At 50.6% G+C, this 17,851-nt stretch carries 17 protein-coding genes and 2 tRNA genes; 9 read left to right on the top strand and 10 right to left on the bottom strand.

The features are described 5' to 3' along the window. Positions 1-56 precede the first annotated feature (56 nt). From ACZMIG_RS05265 to ACZMIG_RS05300, 8 genes are all read right to left on the bottom strand, one after another. Positions 57-1,301, bottom strand: coding sequence for an ABC transporter permease (locus ACZMIG_RS05265; RefSeq protein ID WP_021854359.1), 1,245 nt, complete (start codon positions 1,299-1,301; stop codon positions 57-59). A 157-nt stretch (positions 1,302-1,458) separates the two neighbouring features. Then, complete coding sequence (locus ACZMIG_RS05270; RefSeq protein WP_443732854.1) at positions 1,459-2,718, bottom strand: ABC transporter permease; 1,260 nt, start codon at positions 2,716-2,718, stop codon at positions 1,459-1,461. A 75-nt stretch (positions 2,719-2,793) separates the two neighbouring features. Continuing rightward, a complete protein-coding gene (locus ACZMIG_RS05275) occupies positions 2,794-3,513 on the bottom strand; it encodes an ABC transporter ATP-binding protein (RefSeq protein WP_418874422.1) in 720 nt (239 codons plus the stop codon). Between the two features lie 207 nt (positions 3,514-3,720). After that, positions 3,721-4,077: a GntR family transcriptional regulator gene (locus ACZMIG_RS05280; RefSeq protein WP_053398967.1), complete on the bottom strand. Its 357-nt coding sequence runs from the start codon at positions 4,075-4,077 to the stop codon at positions 3,721-3,723. Further along, positions 4,074-4,886: a hypothetical protein gene (locus ACZMIG_RS05285; protein WP_418874421.1), complete on the bottom strand. Its 813-nt coding sequence runs from the start codon at positions 4,884-4,886 to the stop codon at positions 4,074-4,076. The genes ACZMIG_RS05280 and ACZMIG_RS05285 overlap by 4 nt, the downstream gene beginning before the upstream one ends. Beyond that, positions 4,883-5,716 (bottom strand): hypothetical protein, encoded by an 834-nt coding sequence (locus tag ACZMIG_RS05290; RefSeq protein ID WP_418874420.1) that lies wholly within the window; start codon positions 5,714-5,716, stop codon positions 4,883-4,885. The genes ACZMIG_RS05285 and ACZMIG_RS05290 overlap by 4 nt, the downstream gene beginning before the upstream one ends. Before the next feature lie 53 nt (positions 5,717-5,769). Next, positions 5,770-6,597, bottom strand: a complete 828-nt coding sequence (locus ACZMIG_RS05295) for an ABC transporter ATP-binding protein (RefSeq protein ID WP_418874419.1) — start codon at positions 6,595-6,597, stop codon at positions 5,770-5,772. 107 nt (positions 6,598-6,704) lie between these two features. Further along, positions 6,705-7,193 (bottom strand): DUF3836 domain-containing protein, encoded by a 489-nt coding sequence (locus tag ACZMIG_RS05300; RefSeq protein WP_418874425.1) that lies wholly within the window; start codon positions 7,191-7,193, stop codon positions 6,705-6,707. 724 nt (positions 7,194-7,917) lie between these two features. On the opposite strand from ACZMIG_RS05300, the gene pyrE reads away from it, so the two are divergent. The 9 genes from pyrE to ACZMIG_RS05345 all read left to right on the top strand — a co-directional run bounded on the left by pyrE (position 7,918) and on the right by ACZMIG_RS05345 (position 15,753). Next, complete coding sequence (pyrE, locus tag ACZMIG_RS05305; RefSeq protein ID WP_021854368.1) at positions 7,918-8,550, top strand: orotate phosphoribosyltransferase; 633 nt, start codon at positions 7,918-7,920, stop codon at positions 8,548-8,550. A 55-nt stretch (positions 8,551-8,605) separates the two neighbouring features. Next, a complete protein-coding gene (locus ACZMIG_RS05310; protein WP_021854369.1) occupies positions 8,606-9,022 on the top strand; it encodes an SRPBCC family protein in 417 nt (138 codons plus the stop codon). Positions 9,023-9,128: 106 nt separating this feature from the next. Then, a complete protein-coding gene (gene argH / locus ACZMIG_RS05315) occupies positions 9,129-10,466 on the top strand; it encodes an argininosuccinate lyase (RefSeq protein ID WP_053398962.1) in 1,338 nt (445 codons plus the stop codon). Continuing rightward, complete coding sequence (locus tag ACZMIG_RS05320) at positions 10,463-11,032, top strand: hypothetical protein (RefSeq protein ID WP_021854371.1); 570 nt, start codon at positions 10,463-10,465, stop codon at positions 11,030-11,032. Before argH ends, ACZMIG_RS05320 begins: the two co-directional genes overlap by 4 nt. 66 nt (positions 11,033-11,098) lie before the next feature. Then, positions 11,099-11,171: transfer RNA gene (locus ACZMIG_RS05325), tRNA-Gly, on the top strand. 8 nt (positions 11,172-11,179) lie between these two features. Further along, a tRNA-Leu gene (locus ACZMIG_RS05330) sits at positions 11,180-11,265 on the top strand. Between the two features lie 22 nt (positions 11,266-11,287). After that, positions 11,288-12,973: a hypothetical protein gene (locus tag ACZMIG_RS05335; protein WP_487889202.1), complete on the top strand. Its 1,686-nt coding sequence runs from the start codon at positions 11,288-11,290 to the stop codon at positions 12,971-12,973. Positions 12,974-12,986: 13 nt separating this feature from the next. Then, a complete protein-coding gene (locus tag ACZMIG_RS05340; RefSeq protein WP_021854373.1) occupies positions 12,987-13,985 on the top strand; it encodes a DUF4369 domain-containing protein in 999 nt (332 codons plus the stop codon). A gap of 217 nt (positions 13,986-14,202) precedes the next feature. Next, the gene (locus ACZMIG_RS05345; protein WP_418874418.1) at positions 14,203-15,753 is read left to right on the top strand and encodes a YifB family Mg chelatase-like AAA ATPase; all 1,551 of its coding nucleotides are present in this window, start codon (positions 14,203-14,205) and stop codon (positions 15,751-15,753) included. A gap of 147 nt (positions 15,754-15,900) precedes the next feature. Here the strand turns inward: ACZMIG_RS05345 and ACZMIG_RS05350 are convergent, their stop codons facing one another. After that, positions 15,901-17,130, bottom strand: a complete 1,230-nt coding sequence (locus tag ACZMIG_RS05350; RefSeq protein WP_021854375.1) for an FtsX-like permease family protein — start codon at positions 17,128-17,130, stop codon at positions 15,901-15,903. After that, a complete protein-coding gene (gene rbfA, locus ACZMIG_RS05355; protein WP_021854376.1) occupies positions 17,127-17,462 on the bottom strand; it encodes a 30S ribosome-binding factor RbfA in 336 nt (111 codons plus the stop codon). Before rbfA ends, ACZMIG_RS05350 begins: the two co-directional genes overlap by 4 nt. Positions 17,463-17,851 lie beyond the last annotated feature (389 nt).

Genomic DNA, 17,851 nt, shown 5'->3' on the forward strand with positions numbered 1-17,851 from the left:
TTATCAGTGATTTATCTTTTTGCTATACGGGCTGTTGTCATCATGGCCGTGTGTGCCTATTCGTCTCTCATGGCGTCCACCGGCTTTATGCTCATTGCCCTTGCAGCCGGAGCCAGGCCGGCCAGCACGCCGAGAATGCTGAGCAGGACGATGGCGCCAATGGCAGTCCAGAACTTCACCTGGAAGTGGGCTGTCACGATTCCGTCGGACGTGTTGCCGAGTTCAAGCATTTCGAGTATTATCACGGAGAACAGTATGCCGCTCATGCCCGCCACGGCCGTAAGTATGACGCTCTCGGTTATTATCTGTCCGAGAATGTTGCGCGGCGTGGCTCCTATGGCTCGCCGTATGCCTATCTCTGTTGTGCGCTCGCGCACCGTAACCATCATGATGTTACTCACGCCGATGGCTCCGGCGAGCAGTGTGCCTATGCCGACGAGCAGGATGAGGAAGTTTACGCCGTTGAAAAGATTGTCGAGCATGCCGAAGAGCACCTCGGTGTTGAACACCATGATGCCTTTTTCGTCGGCAGGGTCAATCTGATGGGCGTGTGCCACCACGCTTCTCATCTTGTCGGATATGCTGTTCATGGTTATACCCGGCTTTGCCGTTACGCATATCATGTGGACGCTGTCGCCGAGGTTGTATGCCTTCTGCATCAGTGTCAGCGGCACCACTACCGACTCCTCTGTGCGTCCGTTGATGTTCATATTGCCCGAACTGTAGTCGACGCCTACCACGTCATAGTAGATCTTGTCTACGCATATCATCTTTCCGCACGGATCGCCGCCGCCCGGAAACAGGTCTTTATAAACCTTCTTGCCTATAACGCACACCTTGCGGTTCTGCTTAATGTCCATGTCGTTTAGGTAGCGGCCGTAGTACATCTTGGGCGCTTCCACCTCCTGATAGTTCGGCAGCAGGCCTTTCATTGAGCACGACGACTTCTTGTCGCTGAAGGTGGCGCTGCCTCCCCAATGGGACAGCACCGGCGAGACAACTTCGAGCTCGGGCACCTGCTGCTTTAGGCGCTCCACATCTTTGTAAACCATGCTCCACTGACGCCCTTTGCGGAATCCGGCATAAGGCTTGGTGGTGGGCTGTGCCCATATTATCGCCGAGTTGGTGGCAAAGCCTTCAAAGTTTTTCTGCAGCAACTCTTTCAGTCCTTGTCCTCCTCCGAGAAGCGACACAAGCATGAACACGCCCCAGAACACGCCGAATCCGGTAAGGAAGCTGCGGCTCTTGTTTCTCGTAAGCGTGTCGAGAATCTCGCGGTAACGGTCTATGTCAAATCTCATCGCTTTCTAATTAAGAATTATGAATTAAGAATTAAGAAAACATGCTTTTGCGGCTTTCGTTCATCCACAATTATGAATTGTGAATTATTAATTATGAATTATGAATTGCCCTCATCCCTATTATGCATTATGAATTGTGAATTATGAATTAAAAAACTTATTCCGCTCTCAGTGCTTCGATAGGTCTTATCTTGGCAGCCTTGCGTGCAGGAATCAGTCCGGCAAGCGTTCCGGCAACGATCATCACTACCGTAGCCGATATGCATGTGCCGATGCCGACAGTGGGATTGTAGAACATCGTGGCCTCAAAAAGTCCGCTGTCTACCTTCATCCGGCCTATCGTAGCGTCCATATATGCGTTGGCAGCCACGCCCAGCACCATGCCAATGTAGCCGAAGAAGGTGGTGATGATGATGCTCTCGGTGATGATCAGGCGCAATATCGACAGCGGCTTGGCTCCGATGGCCTTGCGTATGCCGAACTCGCGGGTGCGCTCCTTGACGGTTATCAGCATGATGTTGCTCACGCCTACGATGCCGCTGAGCAGCGTGAACAGACCTATTATCCACAGGGCGGTCTGTATTATGCCAATGCCCTTGTTCATCTGCATGTTCTGTGTGAAGCGGTTCCATATCCACACGGCACCTTCGTCGTCGGGAGCGGCGCGGTGATTGCCGTTGATGCGTGCCCTGTATTGTGTCTCAAACTCCTCGTTGTCCTTCTCTGTCTCAAGTCCGTGGAAGGAGAAAACGATGTTGCCAACCTCGTCGCCTTTGTTGTATATGGTGCGGAACGTGGTGAATGGGATGAACGCTCCTCTGTTCATGCCGCTCTTGTCGGCCTCGTAGATGCCCACCACGCGGAAAGCCATGTCGCCGACGTTGACATACTGGCCGACGAGATTGCTCACGTCGCCGGGCAAAAGCTCCTTTGCGTCGTCTTCACTCAGCACGAGCGACTTGCGCGACTGCTCTATGTCGATCTGGTTGATAAACCTGCCGTAGAGCATCTCCTTCTTGTTTATCTTCACCTCGTTGGGATAAACGCCCGACAGAGTGACGCTCACGTAGTTGGCGTCCTTTGTAAGCGTTATGCCGCTTTGCTGCAGTTCGGCTCCGGTGTCCTCAATGTATTGCTTGTAGCTTTGGTCGGTCAGGGCCTTGTCTTTGTCGTTGAGGGTTATGCGCCGGCCTTCTTTCAGACCGTCGTAAGCCTTCGACGTATACCCCGCGCCCACCATCATCGAGTTGTCGAGAAACCTGTCGCTCTGTATTTTCTGGGCGTTGATGAGTCCGTTGCCGGCTCCGAGCAGGAAGATAATCATGAAGATGCCCCACGCCACGGCAAAGCCTGTCAGCGCGGTGCGCAGCTTGTTGCGCCTTACGGTGCTCCATATCTCAGCTAAAACGTCTCTCATGTTATTGTCATTGAATGTTTTTCATTAATTGTTCAGGCAGCCTTCAGACCGCCATTTCAAGCGCATGGCGCCGTGTTACTTCATCATTCCGTCGATGCCGAACGGCGAAGCGTGATGGTCGAAGTTGGTCTCTATGTTGCCTATCAGACCGTCTTTTATATGCACAATCTTGTTGGTCTCGTTGGCAACGCCGCTCTCGTGAGTAACCACAACAATGGTCATGCCGTCGTCTTCGTTGAGCTTCTTCAGCAGCTTCATCACCTCCACGCTGGTCTTAGAGTCAAGCGCACCGGTAGGTTCGTCGGCAAGAATAATCTGCGGCTTGGTTATCAGAGCCCTTGCTATGGCCACGCGCTGCTTCTGTCCGCCCGACATCTCGTTGGGATAGTGGTTAGCCCACTGCTCCAGCCCGAGCCTTTCGAGATACTCCATGGCCATGCGGTGGCGCTGTTTGCGGCTGACGCCCTGATAAAACAGCGGCAGCTCGACGTTCTCAACGGCAGTCTTGAAGGCAATGAGGTTGAACGACTGGAAGATGAAGCCTATCATGCGGTTGCGGTATTCGGCGGCGCGCGTCTCCGACAGATCCTTTATCAGCGTGCCTGCCAGGGTGTATTCGCCCGAGTCGTAGTTGTCGAGAATGCCCAGAATGTTGAGCAGCGTGGACTTGCCCGAGCCCGACGCCCCCATGATAGACACAAACTCGCCCTGCTCTATGTCGAGGTTGATGCCCTTGAGCACGTGCAGCGGCTGTCCGTTATTGTAGGTCTTGTTGATGTCTTTCAGATGTATCATTGTATTTTCCTTTTATATCATTAGACGTAATAACCTGGTTTCAGGTTGCATCATGAGCAATGTTTTTTTTCATGCGATGCCCCGGCAAACGTGTGCAGGTGTCGGCGATACCGTCAATTGTGGTTTTCGATGGTTAGAGAGAGTGGCGGTATGCCCGTTCCCGGCGGCCAGTGCGCCTGCCGCTTGCCGTGGCACGCATGATGTTTGTCAGCCTCTTTTGTCCCAGGCTTCGCTTATGTCGGCTATTGTTATGCCGAGCATCTCCATGTTGCGGAACAGTTCGGGCAGCTTTTCCTCCATAAACTGTTCGCGCCTTTCCTGCAGAATCATGTCCTTGGCTCCCTTCGTTACAAAGTAGCCCAGTCCTCGCCTGTTGTATATTATGCCGGCGGATGCCAGAAGATCATACGACTTTACGGCGGTGTTAGTGTTCACCTCGAGCAGCACGGCATATTCGCGTACGCTCGGAATGCGCTCGTCGTCGTTATACTTACCGGTCAGAATCTCGTCGCAAAGGCGGTCTGCTATCTGTACGTATATGGCTTTGTCGTTGTTGAACTTCATAAATTAATCAGTTTGTTGTTTATCACCTGCATGCGGCTGTATAGCCTGTAGGCCATAACCCAGTTGAATATGCCCAATAGGGCGAATGCCGTCATTGCTGTATATGACGCGGTTTCTGCCGTCATTGTAATATCTGCTGGTGCCGTACCGCTGCCGGATTTGGATACAATCCATACCAGTGCAACGATGAGTATGACGTGTATGGCTGAGACGATGACGCTATTGTAGCGGTTTAGCAATATGCTTCCGAGAACATAGAGCGACTGTGCCCACAGCAGCCATGCCGCACATGCCGCATAGACGGCTGCCGACTTGACGCCAAGGATGTACATGTCGCCGGCTACGCGGCTTATGTTGAAGAACACAGGGATGCCCCATTGTATCCAGTCGAGTCCCAATGCGGCGAACAGCGCCACGCGTATCACGTCGGCAAGGCAGAACATAAGGGCCATGCCTATAAGCTGTATGGCGAGCCATGCCATGTGAGAGAGAAACTTCTCAAGGGCTGTTGCCGGCAGCATCTTCACCGTTATGCGCTGCTGCTTGGTCTTGATGTTCTGGCAAAACCATGTTCCGCTGATGATAACCCAGAAGAAGTAGGCCATGCCGCAGCTTCTTATCGCCCTTAGCAGCGTAAGCTGCTGCATGTCGGCCGGAATGCCTTTGTAGCTTGCAGTGACGGTGTTCATCAGAAGAATAAACAGATATACTGCGAGAGCGAGGAACAATACTCTTATCATTGTATTGCGTGAGTATCGCTCAATCCATCTGAATGTGATGCCGAAACGGCTATAGTTGAAATTGCTCATAGATTGATCCATTTATTGTTGATAACTTGCGAGCGCTTGAACAGCCTGTAGGTCAGCCACCAATTTAGCAGACCGACCATTATGGCGACGGCCGTATAAACATAAGCAATGGTGTTCACGAGATTCTGGCTCTTCTCGATTGACAGAAAGATGCTTTCCTTAGGGATATAGGATATTATTATCAGCGACAGTATGCCGAGCGCGAAGTGAGCGCATGAGGTAAGTATAAACTGGCGGCGACGGAAGAAGGCTCCGCCCAGAACGTAGAACGAGTGAGCCCAAAATGCCCATGCATTGACGGCCATAACGCCTGCTATAAAGTCCAGCCCCCAGGCTGTCATGCGCATTGAGTGTGTGTCTGCCGGGCCAAACCACATGTTGAGCACGTCGGGTATGGTGCTGTAGGTTCCGTGAGAGCCTGATATGAAGCAAATCAGCATGCGGCAGAAGTCGGCCAGACAGAACGCTACGACGCCGATAAGCACCCATACCACCGTGATGTAGAGTACGCGGACGATAAACTTCTCGAGGTCGGATGCCGGCAGCATCTTGAATGTTATGCGCTGCTCCTTGGTCTTCATGTTGTTCATAATCCAGCATCCGCTGATAGTTAAGTAGAAAGTGAAAAAGAAGGTGCATGTGATTGTTGCGCTTTGTATGTTGCTTTCAACTATAATGTCGGGCTCGCCGTGGCTTGACATCACCGATATTATGAACGGCACCAGGTATAGGAAAAACATGCATCCGGCTATGGTTGCTATCTCTTTCTTGGTGGCCTGGGCCGACCATTTGAGCGTCTGTATGAATCGTTTTGTATTAAAGTTGCTCATCTTGAATCGTTTTTAATCTTATATTTTATATGTGTCTTGTGCTGCATCGGCAGTTATTCGTGCGGCAGCAGCTTCTTTGTTACGGCGTTGAAGAGCAGTTCGAGGTTGAGCTGAGTTTCGTCTTCGTCCTCGCGTCTGCGTGTTATCACGGCGTTGCCCTGCAGCGACGGCTCTGCGTAGATAACGTCGTCGGCCGGCTCGCCCATTGAGCGGAACTCAAAGCTGTACTTGCTGCAGATGTCGGCCACCGACTCGTTGAGCAGCAGCTCAGAGTGGTCGAGTATCATGATGTGGTCGAGCAGCGACTCAACGTCGTGCACCTGATGGGTTGATATTATCATGGTGCGGTCGTCGCTCATGTTGTTTGCCACCACCTTGCGGAACTGGCTCTTCGACGGAATGTCTAATCCGTTGGTAGGCTCGTCCATAAGCAGCAGCTTGGTGTTGGCAGCCAGGGCGAAGCTCATGTACACCTTCTTCTTCTGTCCCATAGACAGCTCCTTCAGGTTGATGTCAGGCGTAAGCTCAAAGTCGCTCAGACAGCTGTTGAGCACCTCGCGGCTGAAGCGCGGATAGAACGGCTCGTTCATCTTGACATAGGCGTCGAGGCTCATCGGCATCAGTTCAAACTCCTCGGGCACGAGGAATATCTCGCTCAGCACGGCAGGGTCGTGGCGGTCGGTCTCGATGCCGTCTATGGTTATCGTGCCTTGCTCCTTGCGCAGCAGTCCGCTGATGAGGTAGAGCAGGGTAGACTTGCCCATGCCGTTCTTGCCGAGCAGTCCGTAGATGTTGTTCTCGCTGAGAGACAGGCTGAAGTTGTTGAACACATACTGCTTTGCGCCTGCATATCTGTATTTAAGGTTGCTTATTTCTATCATATCGTTTCTTTTTATTTTAAGGGGTGTTTGTTGTTAATGGGAGAGATGGGGGTAATGGGAGGAATGGGGCAGTGGTGGGTGATTATTGCTGCCGCTGCGCGCTCCTCTTACTGCAGTTCTGCCAGCAGATAGCCGTCGGCCTGTGTCATCACCAGCATGTTGTCCACGGCGAGCATCTTGCCTTCGGCGTCGCTCCATTCATAGTTTGTAACGGCCATCACATTACTCATCTCATGGCGGTATTCGGTGCGGCTGTCAGGGCGGTTGAAGCTCTTGCTGCGACTGTTCCATGTGCATCTTTCAACGGCATATCCGTCGGCCGTATAGCTGAAGTCGAGGCGGAAGGCCGGCACATACTTGCCCGTCAGACTGTTGTAGCGGCTTGCCGTCTTGGCCGTCAGCCGTCCTGCGGCGTCGTAGGTGTAGCTGTATTTCAGTTTTCCGCTGAGGCTTTTGCCGCTCTTGTTCATTACATACATTGTGCTGACCTGTCCGTTCTCAATGTCGGCGTTATATGCATATTGCGAGTTTGCGCTTCCGGCGGCGTTAAGATACATCGCCATGATTGTTGCTGTTGTGATAATAGTACTCATAATTGTTAATGTCTTTAATTGTCAATAATTGTTTGTCTGTTAATGTCTTATAGTGTACTAGTTTATTAGTACACTGCAAATGTAGGCTAATAAAACATAACTTCCAAGCATTTGGGCAAGAAAATGCAATTAAAGTGCAATTTTTAACGTCTGTTTACGCTTTGTGGCTGAATGTTGCGGGAATATAAACAGAATTTAAGAAAAATGCCGCTTATGAAGCCGCAATAGCTATGCTGGGGCATGCCGGCTGGTAGTGCGATATGCAATATAATAAGGTGTATTAGGTGTACTATGTCCCTGTGCCGGGTGTACTACGTGTATGACATACCCATGCCGCGGCACGCTGTCAGACGGCAGAATATCGGGCGTATTCTAAAAGGTATCCTTTCGCATTGCAAAAGGGCACCTTTTAGCCTGCAAAAGACGGCCTTTTAGAGCCTAAAACATGGCCTTTTGCAATGCGTTGAATATCAGATAGTTATGAAGGACGATGGAAACCATGCTCTGAAAGACCTTTCCGGCGATGCCGGATGCGCCGCGGTGTCTGGGGCGTAACATAGTCGTGATGCGCACGTTTAGGGCAAAAAAGGCCGGATAATTTGGTTTTGCACCCAAAAAAACGTAACTTTGCAGGATGAAAAGGCGGTGAGTCGGGCACGACGGCAAACAAGGCATGAGGGCCGGCGCGCCGCCCGGCATAATTTAAAACAATAAAAACAATACAAATATGGACACACTGAAAAAAGCATTTGCATCAAAGCTGCTGAAGATTAAGGCTATAAAGCTTCAGCCAAACAATCCGTTCACATGGGCTTCGGGATGGAAGTCGCCCTTCTATTGCGATAACCGCAAGGCCCTGTCGTATCCTGACCTGCGCAGCTATGTGAAGCTCGAGCTTGTGCATGCAGTGCTTGAGCATTTCCCGCAGGCTGATGCCGTTGCCGGCGTTGCCACAGGAGCCATAGCTCAGGGAGCGCTCGTGGCCGATGCTCTCGGTCTGCCGTTCGTTTATGTCCGCAGCAAGGCTAAAGACCACGGCATGGGCAACCTCATTGAGGGTGAGCTGCCCGAAGGCGCAAAGGTGGTTGTCGTTGAAGACCTTATATCTACAGGCGGAAGCAGCCTTAAGGCTGTTGAGGCTTTGCGCCAGGCAGGCGTCGAGGTGGTAGGTATGGTTGCATCTTACACTTACGGATTCCCCGTTGCACAGAAGGCGTTCGAGGATGCCGGCGTAGAGCTGGTAACTCTTACCGACTATGAGCACGTAGTGGCTGAGGCTGTTGAGACAGGATATATCTCTGAGGCCGACGTAGAGCTGCTGCACGAGTGGCGCAAGGATCCTGCTAACTGGAAGAAATAACACTAACAGCACATACGCCGCAGCCTGCGGCGGTGTGGATAACACAAATAGAGACATGAGCAGCAAGTATGAGAGCGGAGTGAAGCAGATACCATATCCGCAGCAGAATGTTTATGAGCGGCTTAGCAATCTCGAGAACATCGAGAAGGTGAAAGACCGCATACCGGCCGACAAGATCAACGACCTGACGTTCAGTCGCGACAGCGTGTCGGTGAGCGTGCCGCCCGTGGGCAGCATAACGCTCAACATCATCGAGCGCGAAGAGCCCAAGTGCATAAAGTTCGAGACGGCCAACTCGCCCGTGCCTTTCACCATGTGGATACAGCTTTTGCCCGTAACCGACACCACAAGCAAGATGAAGGTTACGGTTAAGGCCGACATACCCATGTTCCTGAAGCCCATGATAGGCAGCAAGCTGCAGGACGGCGTTGACAAGATTGCCGATGCGCTGGCAGCCATTCCTTACGAGTAGGCCGCGGAGTTTAGGGCTTATACCTTATATAATAAATGCAGCCCCATTACGGCCGGGCGCGCAGACGCCGGCCGCAGTGGGGCATTATGATAAAATTAGTATTGCGATGTCAAATAAACTTTGGGAGAAAAATTACGGAATTAACGAAGAGATAGAGCGGTTCACCGTAGGGCGCGACCGCGAGATGGACATGTATTTGGCCAAGTATGACGTGCTGGGCTCAATGGCACACATCACCATGCTCGAGTCGATCGGACTGCTTGGCAGCGACGAGCTTAAGGCACTTCTGGCCGAACTGAAGAACATCTATGCCGTGTGCGAGCGCGGCGAGTTTGTCATTGAGGACGGCGTAGAGGATGTTCATTCGCAGGTGGAGCTCATGCTTACGCGCAAGCTTGGCGACATGGGCAAGAAGATTCACAGCGGACGCTCGCGCAACGACCAGGTGCTGGTAGACCTTAAACTTTTCATCCGTCATGAAATCAGAGACATTGCAATGCTCGTCAAGGTGCTTTTCGATGAGCTGATAGAAAAGAGCAACCAGTTTAAAGACGTGCTCATGCCCGGCTACACCCATCTTCAGGTGGCCATGCCCAGCTCGTTCGGCCTTTGGTTCGGAGCCTATGCCGAGAGCCTTGCCGACGACATGCTCTTCCTGCAGGCTGCATGGCGCATGACCAACCGCAATCCGCTGGGCAGCGCTGCCGGCTACGGCTCGTCGTTCCCGCTCAACCGCACCATGACAACCGAACTGCTGGGCTTCGACACGATGAACTATAACGTGGTGTACGCTCAGATGGGACGCGGCAAGACAGAGCGCAACGTGGCATTTGCCATGGCATCGATAGCCGGCACGGTGGCCAAGATGGCATTCGATGCCTGCATGTTCAACAGCCAGAACTTCTCGTTCGTCAAGCTCCCGAAGGAGTGTACCACAGGCAGCAGCATTATGCCCCACAAGAAGAATCCCGACGTGTTCGAGCTGATACGCGCCAAATGCAACAAGCTGCAGGCCCTGCCGCAGCAGATTGTGCTGATAATGAACAACCTGCCGTGCGGCTATTTCCGCGACCTGCAGATTATCAAGGAGTCGTTCCTTCCTGCTTTCGACGAGCTTAAGGACTGTCTGCAGATGGCTGCCTACATTATCAACAAGATGGAGGTAAACCGCAATATCCTCGACAACAAGATGTACGACCTCATGTTCTCCGTTGAGGAAGTAAACCGCCTTGCGGCTGCCGGCATGCCCTTCAGAGACGCCTACAAGAAGGTTGGACTCGACATCGAGGCAGGTCAGTTTGTGCCCGACAAGAACATACACCACACTCACGAAGGTTCTATCGGAAACCTCTGCAACGACAAGATACAGGCTCTCATGGAGCAGTGTCTCGACGGCTTCCACTTCGAGAAAATGGAAAATGCTGAGAAAAACTTACTGAAATGAAAAAGTACACCTATTATATAATAGCCCTTCTGGCACTCTTCGTGTCGTGCGACGATGCCGAGTTTGAGTTCAGCAGCGACTCTTGCTATTTCATATTCGACAACAGCGCCAACCGCAGTCCTATGCTCGGCACGGCCATGAATTCGCTTTCGCCAGGCGTGTTCTGCCATGCGGCAGTGAGCGGAAGATATTTCGTGTTCAACACAAACACCGCTCCCGGACAGACCGAGCGCGTGGCATTCAATGCCGTCGACGAGCAGCGCACGCTAATCCTCGGGGCATATAACGAGAGCGGAATTATCGTGGGTTACGGCAATCTAAACTCGCCGGCCATCTTCTATGCCTACGACAATCAGTGCCCCAACTGCTACAAGGAGAGCAACCTGCCGCGCTACGGACTTACGATGGACACAACCGGCAAGGCGACATGCAAGAGCTGCAAGCGCGTGTACGACATGAACAACGGCGGAATCATATCCAGCGGCGATCCCGGAGACAAACTTATACGCTACAGATGCAGTACAACGGGTCCGACAGGCGTGCTTTCGGTCATTAATGGGCAGTGAGAGTATTAAAATGTGTAAATTAGTTTGCTCTTTCGAGAAATAAACTTATCTTTGCACTGCTCTAATGCGGAAATAGCTCAGTTGGTAGAGCACGACCTTGCCAAGGTCGGGGTCGCGGGTCCGAGTCCCGTTTTCCGCTCTAGTGGAGCCGCAATGGTGGAATTGGTAGACACGAGGGACTTAAAATCCCTTGGCCAGTAATGGCTGTGCGGGTTCGAGTCCCGCTCGCGGCACTTATATCTAAAACCTTTCATTATGAAAAAAAATCTTATCTTATTCTTATCGGCAGCATCAGTGATTGCACTGTCTTCTTGCTCTTCTAAGCTTGGAGAGTTGTCTGCTGACAATTTCAATGTTACACCTAATCCGCTCGAGTCTAGAGGTGGACAGGTGGCTGTAACAATCAATGGTACATTCCCCGAGAAGTACATGAAGAAAAAGGCTATGGTTACAGTTATCCCCGAACTGCGTTATGGCAACGGACAGGCTGCACAGGGTCAGGCTGCTAAGTTCCAGGGCGAAAAGGTTGAGGGCAACGACCAGACAATTGCTTACAAGGCTGGAGGTAACTATACAATGAAGTCTAACTTCAAGTATGTTCCCGAAATGCAGAAGAGCGACCTTTATATGACTTTCGATGCTTATGTTGGCAAAAAGAAGAAGAAGGTAGAGATTCCTGCTGTTAAGGTTGCTGAAGGTGTTATCGCTACATCTGAACTTTATAAGAATACTCTCGCCGGAAGCGGCGCTTGCATCGCTCCCGACACATTCCAGCGTGTTAGAGATCAGAGACAGGCTGCTCAGATTAAGTTCCTCATCAACCAGGCTAACCTGCGCAAGAGCGAGCTGAAGAACAACTCTGTTAAGGAGTTTGTTGAGCTGCTTAAGAAGATCAACGCTGATAAGGAAGGTCTGAACATCAAGAACGTAGAGGTTTTGGCTTACGCTTCTCCTGATGGTGGATTCGACTTCAACGACAAATTGGCTAGCAAACGTCAGGATGTTTCTGTAGACTACGCTAAGAAACAGCTTAAGAGCGCTAAGGTTCAGTCTGACGTTACTGGTAAATATACTGCACAGGACTGGGAAGGCTTCCAGCAGCTTGTTCAGGCTTCTGACATCCAGGACAAGGACGTAATCCTCCGAGTTCTTTCTATGTATCAGGATCCTGAAGAGCGTGAGCAGCAGATCCGTAACATGTCTGCAGGTTTCCGTGAACTCGCTGACGGTATTCTTCCCGAACTCCGTCGTTCTCGCCTGATCATCAACTATGAGACAATCGGCCGCAGCGACGAGCAGATTAAGGAGCAGTATAAGGCTGACGCTACAAAGCTTAGCGTTGACGAACTTCTTTACTCAGCTACTCTTGAGGACAACGTAGACGCTCAGGAGGCTATCTACAAGAAGACTATCGAGGTTTATCCTAACGATTACCGTGCTTACAACAACGTTGCTGCTATCGAGTTCGCTAAGGGCAACGACGCTGAAGCTAAGAACTATCTGGCTAAGGCTCAGTCAATCAACGGCAATGCTGCTGAGACTAACGCTAACCTTGGCTTGATGGCACTGAAGAACGGCAATGTAAGCGAGGCTGAAAACTATATAGCTAAGGCTAACGGAGTTGGTGACTACAACAAGGTTCTCGGTACTCTGAACCTCGCTAAGGGTGACTATGCTACAGCTGAGCAGAACCTCAACGGTATCAACTGCAACACAACTGCTTTGGCTCAGATTCTTAACAAGAACTATGCCGGTGCAGCTAACACTCTGAACAGCATCAAGAACAAGGACGCTATGACAGACTATCTGCAGGCTATCCTGAATGCTCGTCAGGGCAACGACAGCGCAGCTTCTTCTTATCTGAAGAGCGCTCTGCAGAAAGATCCTTCACTTGCAACATACGCAAACAACGATCTTGAGCTGGCTAAAATAAGCAAGTAAACATCGCTGACGCATGAAGCGATTGATATATCTTACGCTCACCTTGGTTTTGGTTGCCTGCGGAACACGCAGAGGCTATTTCAACTTGGATGGCCGACTACTCAACCTTAACCAAGGTGAGTTTTATGTTTACAGTCCTGACGGTGTGTTCGACGGCATTGACACGATAAAGGTTGAAGGCGGACGCTTCACTTTTGAGACGCAATGCAAGGAGAGCGGCACGCTCGTCATCGTATTTCCAAACTTCTCCGAAGTGCCGGTCTTTGCCGAGCCGGGCAAGTCTGTTTCCGTAAAGGGTGACGCATCACACCTTAAGGAAATTGAGATTGAAGGTACAAAGGAGAATGAACTTATGACGGCTTTCCGTCAGCAGCTCGTAAAGGCGTCGCCTCCTGAGGAGATGTCTTATGCTGAGAATTTTGTGAAAAACAATCCGGCTACGGCTGCCAGCGTGTATGTTCTTAAGAAATATTTTATCCTCGTTCCTGATGTAAACCTTGACAAGGCTGCAAGTTTGGCTGATATAGTTTACAAGGCGCAGCCGAAGAACGGTGAGGTTGCACGCATTGTGCGTTATGTGAAGATGATGAAAAACAATGCGGGTGGAGCCAGAATACCGTCGTTCTCTGCACAGGATATCAACGGAAAGAATATTTCCGCTTCATATCTTCAGGGTAAAGTTGCCGTTGTCTATACATGGGCTGAGTGGAGCTATGAAAGCCGTAATATGCGAGACAGGCTGCTTAGACTGAAAAATGAATATGGAAATAAACTTGCACTGATGGGCATAAGCCTTGATGCAAGCAAGCGTACATGCAGTTTTGCTGTGCGCAGTGACTCTACGGCATCGCCTGTAATATGCGATCAGCTTATGTTTGAGAGTCCGCTTCTTGAGACCTTTGGCCTTGGACGCGTGGCAGACAACATTGTATATAATGCGCAAGGACGAATTGTAGAGCGCAGCCTGAACATCAATGAGCTTGAAACTAAGCTCAAGGTACTGCTTAATTAACGCTGTGCTTTTGCCGTTTGCCATTGTCTGCACCCTGTTGTGAGGTGCGAATTTGTGACATTGGTGATGCCGGCAGTTGGAGCTTCAGCATGAATTTTTGTCTGTTTCTGAGTTACAGACATTATAGCTATATGAATACATTTGTAGAGTTAGCGCGGTTTTTCGCAGCTAACTCGATTTGTAATTGACACAAGATTAATTGGATAATTGGTGATATATGCTTGTAAAAACTTATTGTGCGGCCGTCAATGGCCTCGACGTAACAACCGTTACCGTTGAGGTTAGCGTGTCGCGAGGTGTGCTTTATCATCTCTCCGGCCTTGCGGATACAGCTGTGAAGGAGAGCCGCGACCGTATTGTGGCTGCCCTACAGAATAATGGTATAAAGTTTCCCGTTGCCGACATTACCGTGAATATGGCTCCCGCCGATCTCCGTAAAGAAGGCAGCAGCTACGACCTGCCGCTGGCAATAGGCATTCTGGCTGCTATCGGAAAGGTGAAGCCCGACCTGCTGTCAGAGTATATGATAGTAGGTGAGCTTGGGCTCGACGGCATGATACAGCCCGTGAAAGGTGCTCTGCCGATATCTATCAGGGCACGCAAGGAAAAGTTTAAGGGACTTATTGTGCCCAAACAGAACGAAAGAGAGGCTGCCGTAGTGAATAACCTTGACGTCTACGGTATGGAGAGCATAATGGATGTTGTGAACTTCCTGAACGGTGAGGGCGACTATGAGCCTACCGTTGTCGACACGCGGCGCGAGTTTTACGAGCATCAGAGTCATTTCGAACTTGACTTTGCCGACGTTAGAGGGCAGGAAAACGTTAAGCGGGCTATGGAAGTTGCGGCTGCAGGAGGCCACAATATGATAATGATAGGTCCGCCCGGAAGCGGCAAGTCAATGATGGCCAAGCGCCTTCCGTCGATATTGCCTCCGCTCTCACTGGCCGAAAGTCTTGAGACTACGCAGGTGCATTCTGTTGCCGGAAAGCTGGGTAAAAACATGTCGCTGATATCACAGCGGCCGTTCCGTTCGCCGCATCACACCATATCTCAGGTGGCACTCGTCGGTGGAGGAATGAATCCGCAGCCCGGAGAAATATCGCTTGCACACAACGGCGTGCTCTTTGCCGACGAACTTCCGGAGTTTAACAAGTCAACTCTTGAGATGCTGCGCCAGCCGTTGGAAGACCGCAAGATAACCATTTCGAGAGCAAAATACACCATAGAATATCCCTGCTCGTTCATGTTTGTGGCCTCGATGAACCCGTGTCCGTGCGGATATTACAACGATCCTACCCACCATTGTGTGTGCACGCCGGGACAGATACAGCGCTATATGAACAAAATCAGCGGTCCGCTTCTCGACCGCATCGACATACAGATAGAGATAACGCCCGTGCCCTTCAAGGACATATCTCGTGCAGCACCGGGCGAGAGCAGCGACGTAATACGCGAAAGGGTTATCAAGGCTCGCCACATACAGGAGGAAAGATTCAGGGAATGCAAGGGAGTTCACTGTAATGCGCAGATGAGCGAGCGCATGATACACCAGTATGCCGAGCCCGGCGAAGACGGCATTGAGATGCTGCGCATGGCCATGGAGAGGCTAAACCTGTCGGCACGTGCCTATAACCGGATACTGAAAGTGGCGCGCACCATAGCCGATCTTGAGGCTTCTGAGCGTGTGTTGCCGCAGCATCTGGCTGAAGCCATAAGCTATCGTAACCTCGACAGGAGCGACTGGGCCGAGCGAGGAGGCGCATAAGGCATGTTGCTGCCTGCTTTACAGCAGAAAAAATTAAATAACAGTAGGCCTTTATAATTGACAATAAACAAAAGGAAACATGAATGTAGGTATAAAAATCCTGAACATTCATGTTTCCTTTTTTATTTTTTCTTAGTGTAGAATCTTTTATTGAATGAGTCTTTTGGCGAAATATCTTACGGGATACCACACTGAGGCAAAGCCAACGGCAAGCACCGTGATGAATATTATGATGATGTCCTCAGGATGAACGCTCACCGGATAGGCATCCACGATGAATGAGCCGCTGCTGCGTCCCAGCGAAACAAGTCCGTAAACCTGCTGCAGCCAGCACAGCAACAGGCCGACTAATATGCCGAGTATGGCTCCGATTGCCGATATCATGCGGCCTTCAAACAAGAATATCCTTACTATCTGCTTGTCGCTCGCGCCCATGTTGCGCAGCGTAACCACGTCGTTCTTCTTGTCGATAATCAGCATCGACAGCGAGCCTATGATGTTGAAGCAAGCCACGGCAAGGATGAACGTAAGGAAGATATAGGCGATAAACTTCTCTATCTTCATAATCTTGAACGTGTCAGCCTGCTGCTCCATACGGTCGAGAACGCGATACTTGCTGCCCGCAATTTTCTGCATCTCAGCCTTTACGGCGTCAAGATCGCTGCCCGGCTTGAGTCTGATCTCAAGCTGTGAGAGCATGCCCTGCTGACCGAATAAATTGCGTGCGAATGCTATCGAAGTCAATACGTAGTCGCGGTCGTAGCGCGCTTGTTTAACGGAAAACACCACACCGGGCGAAATCACCGAATCTTCAACAAATCCTTCGGTAGGATTCATCAGGTCGAGCTGTCCCTCGCGCTTCGGAGCATATATCTTCAGCTGTCCGTCCCAGTCGGCCGTCATGCCAAGGTTATCGGCAAGGCGGATGCCCACAACGCCAAACTGGAGATTGGCGGCATGCAGCGAAAACTCGCCGTCGCCATACAGAATGTCGTTGATGTGCGACAGCTCGCTGAAGTTATCCTCAACGCCCTTCACCTTAATCATGGCCTGCCTGCCCTTGTATATGGCCATCGCCTGGTCTTCCACGCTCTCCGTTGCCACGTCGACTTGCGGCAGGTTGCGTATCTTTGTCAGTATAGGGTCGTCTGCCGGGGCTGTCTTTCCTTTAGTAGGTACAATCTCAATCTGCGGGTCGAACGATGTCAGCAGCGACGCCACGAGGTCGTGAAAGCCGTTGAACACACTGAGAGTTACCACCAGCGCCATTGTGGCCACGGCCACACCTACGACGCTGATGCCGCTGATGATGTTGATGACGTGCGTGCTCTTCTTTGAAAAGAGATAGCGGCGTGCTATGTAGAATGGAAAATTCATTTCTTCAGCAGCTCGTCAATGTGCTCGATATAATCAAGAGAGTCGTCGATGAAGAAGCGCAGCTCGGGGATAATTCTCAGCTGGTTTCTCACGCGCGTACCCAGTTCGTAGCGTATGGTTTTCTCGTTAGCCGTGATGTTCTTTATCAGTTCTTCCGACTTCTCGGGCGGAAATATGCTCAGATATGCCGTGCAGATGCTAAGGTCGGGACTGATGCGGCAGCGCGTAACGCTCACCATCGTGCCCCTCATGCCTCTTGTCTGCGACTGGAATATCAGGCTCAGTTCTTTTTGCAACAGTCTTGCAATGCGGTTTTGTCTTGTTTCCTGCATATTGATTTTTCTTTTTACGTTATCTTTATGTTATCTGCCGTCCGGTTTGGCGGAGGCTGTTTGTTTTGTGCAAACTTACTAAAAAAAACTGAGACAAGCCCATGCTTTAAGGTTATTTTTTGCCTTTAGTGCCGTGCCGGTCTTCTGTCCGTACTGATGACACGGGTGTACAGTGTGGCATAATTTGTCCGCATTAGTGCTGCCGTCATGTTTTTTCTTGTAAAATAAACATTATGTTGATGCCTAATTCTGTTAACGTTAGTTTGCATATAGCCTATTTTATTCTTTCTGTATTTAACATTTTAATGAGCAGTATTTTTTCTCTAATAAATTAAATAATGCGCTTTCTGTTTATGAATTTTGCCTGTTGAAATGTGAGAATAAATATA

This window comes from Xylanibacter sp., from assembly GCF_057607445.1.

What these genes read in the sequence shown, in the direction of transcription:
- argH (WP_053398962.1), top strand. Translation starts at nt 9,129, where the DNA reads ATGTCAAATAAACTTTGGGAGAAAAATTACGGAATTAACGAAGAGATA.
- ACZMIG_RS05340 (WP_021854373.1), top strand. Translation starts at nt 12,987, where the DNA reads ATGAAGCGATTGATATATCTTACGCTCACCTTGGTTTTGGTTGCCTGC.
- ACZMIG_RS05345 (WP_418874418.1), top strand. Translation starts at nt 14,203, where the DNA reads ATGCTTGTAAAAACTTATTGTGCGGCCGTCAATGGCCTCGACGTAACA.
- ACZMIG_RS05350 (WP_021854375.1), bottom strand. Translation starts at nt 17,130, where the DNA reads ATGAATTTTCCATTCTACATAGCACGCCGCTATCTCTTTTCAAAGAAG.
- ACZMIG_RS05290 (WP_418874420.1), bottom strand. Translation starts at nt 5,716, where the DNA reads ATGAGCAACTTTAATACAAAACGATTCATACAGACGCTCAAATGGTCG.
- rbfA (WP_021854376.1), bottom strand. Translation starts at nt 17,462, where the DNA reads ATGCAGGAAACAAGACAAAACCGCATTGCAAGACTGTTGCAAAAAGAA.
- pyrE (WP_021854368.1), top strand. Translation starts at nt 7,918, where the DNA reads ATGGACACACTGAAAAAAGCATTTGCATCAAAGCTGCTGAAGATTAAG.
- ACZMIG_RS05295 (WP_418874419.1), bottom strand. Translation starts at nt 6,597, where the DNA reads ATGATAGAAATAAGCAACCTTAAATACAGATATGCAGGCGCAAAGCAG.
- ACZMIG_RS05310 (WP_021854369.1), top strand. Translation starts at nt 8,606, where the DNA reads ATGAGCAGCAAGTATGAGAGCGGAGTGAAGCAGATACCATATCCGCAG.
- ACZMIG_RS05335 (WP_487889202.1), top strand. Translation starts at nt 11,288, where the DNA reads ATGAAAAAAAATCTTATCTTATTCTTATCGGCAGCATCAGTGATTGCA.
- ACZMIG_RS05275 (WP_418874422.1), bottom strand. Translation starts at nt 3,513, where the DNA reads ATGATACATCTGAAAGACATCAACAAGACCTACAATAACGGACAGCCG.
- ACZMIG_RS05270 (WP_443732854.1), bottom strand. Translation starts at nt 2,718, where the DNA reads ATGAGAGACGTTTTAGCTGAGATATGGAGCACCGTAAGGCGCAACAAG.
- ACZMIG_RS05265 (WP_021854359.1), bottom strand. Translation starts at nt 1,301, where the DNA reads ATGAGATTTGACATAGACCGTTACCGCGAGATTCTCGACACGCTTACG.
- ACZMIG_RS05320 (WP_021854371.1), top strand. Translation starts at nt 10,463, where the DNA reads ATGAAAAAGTACACCTATTATATAATAGCCCTTCTGGCACTCTTCGTG.
- ACZMIG_RS05285 (WP_418874421.1), bottom strand. Translation starts at nt 4,886, where the DNA reads ATGAGCAATTTCAACTATAGCCGTTTCGGCATCACATTCAGATGGATT.
- ACZMIG_RS05280 (WP_053398967.1), bottom strand. Translation starts at nt 4,077, where the DNA reads ATGAAGTTCAACAACGACAAAGCCATATACGTACAGATAGCAGACCGC.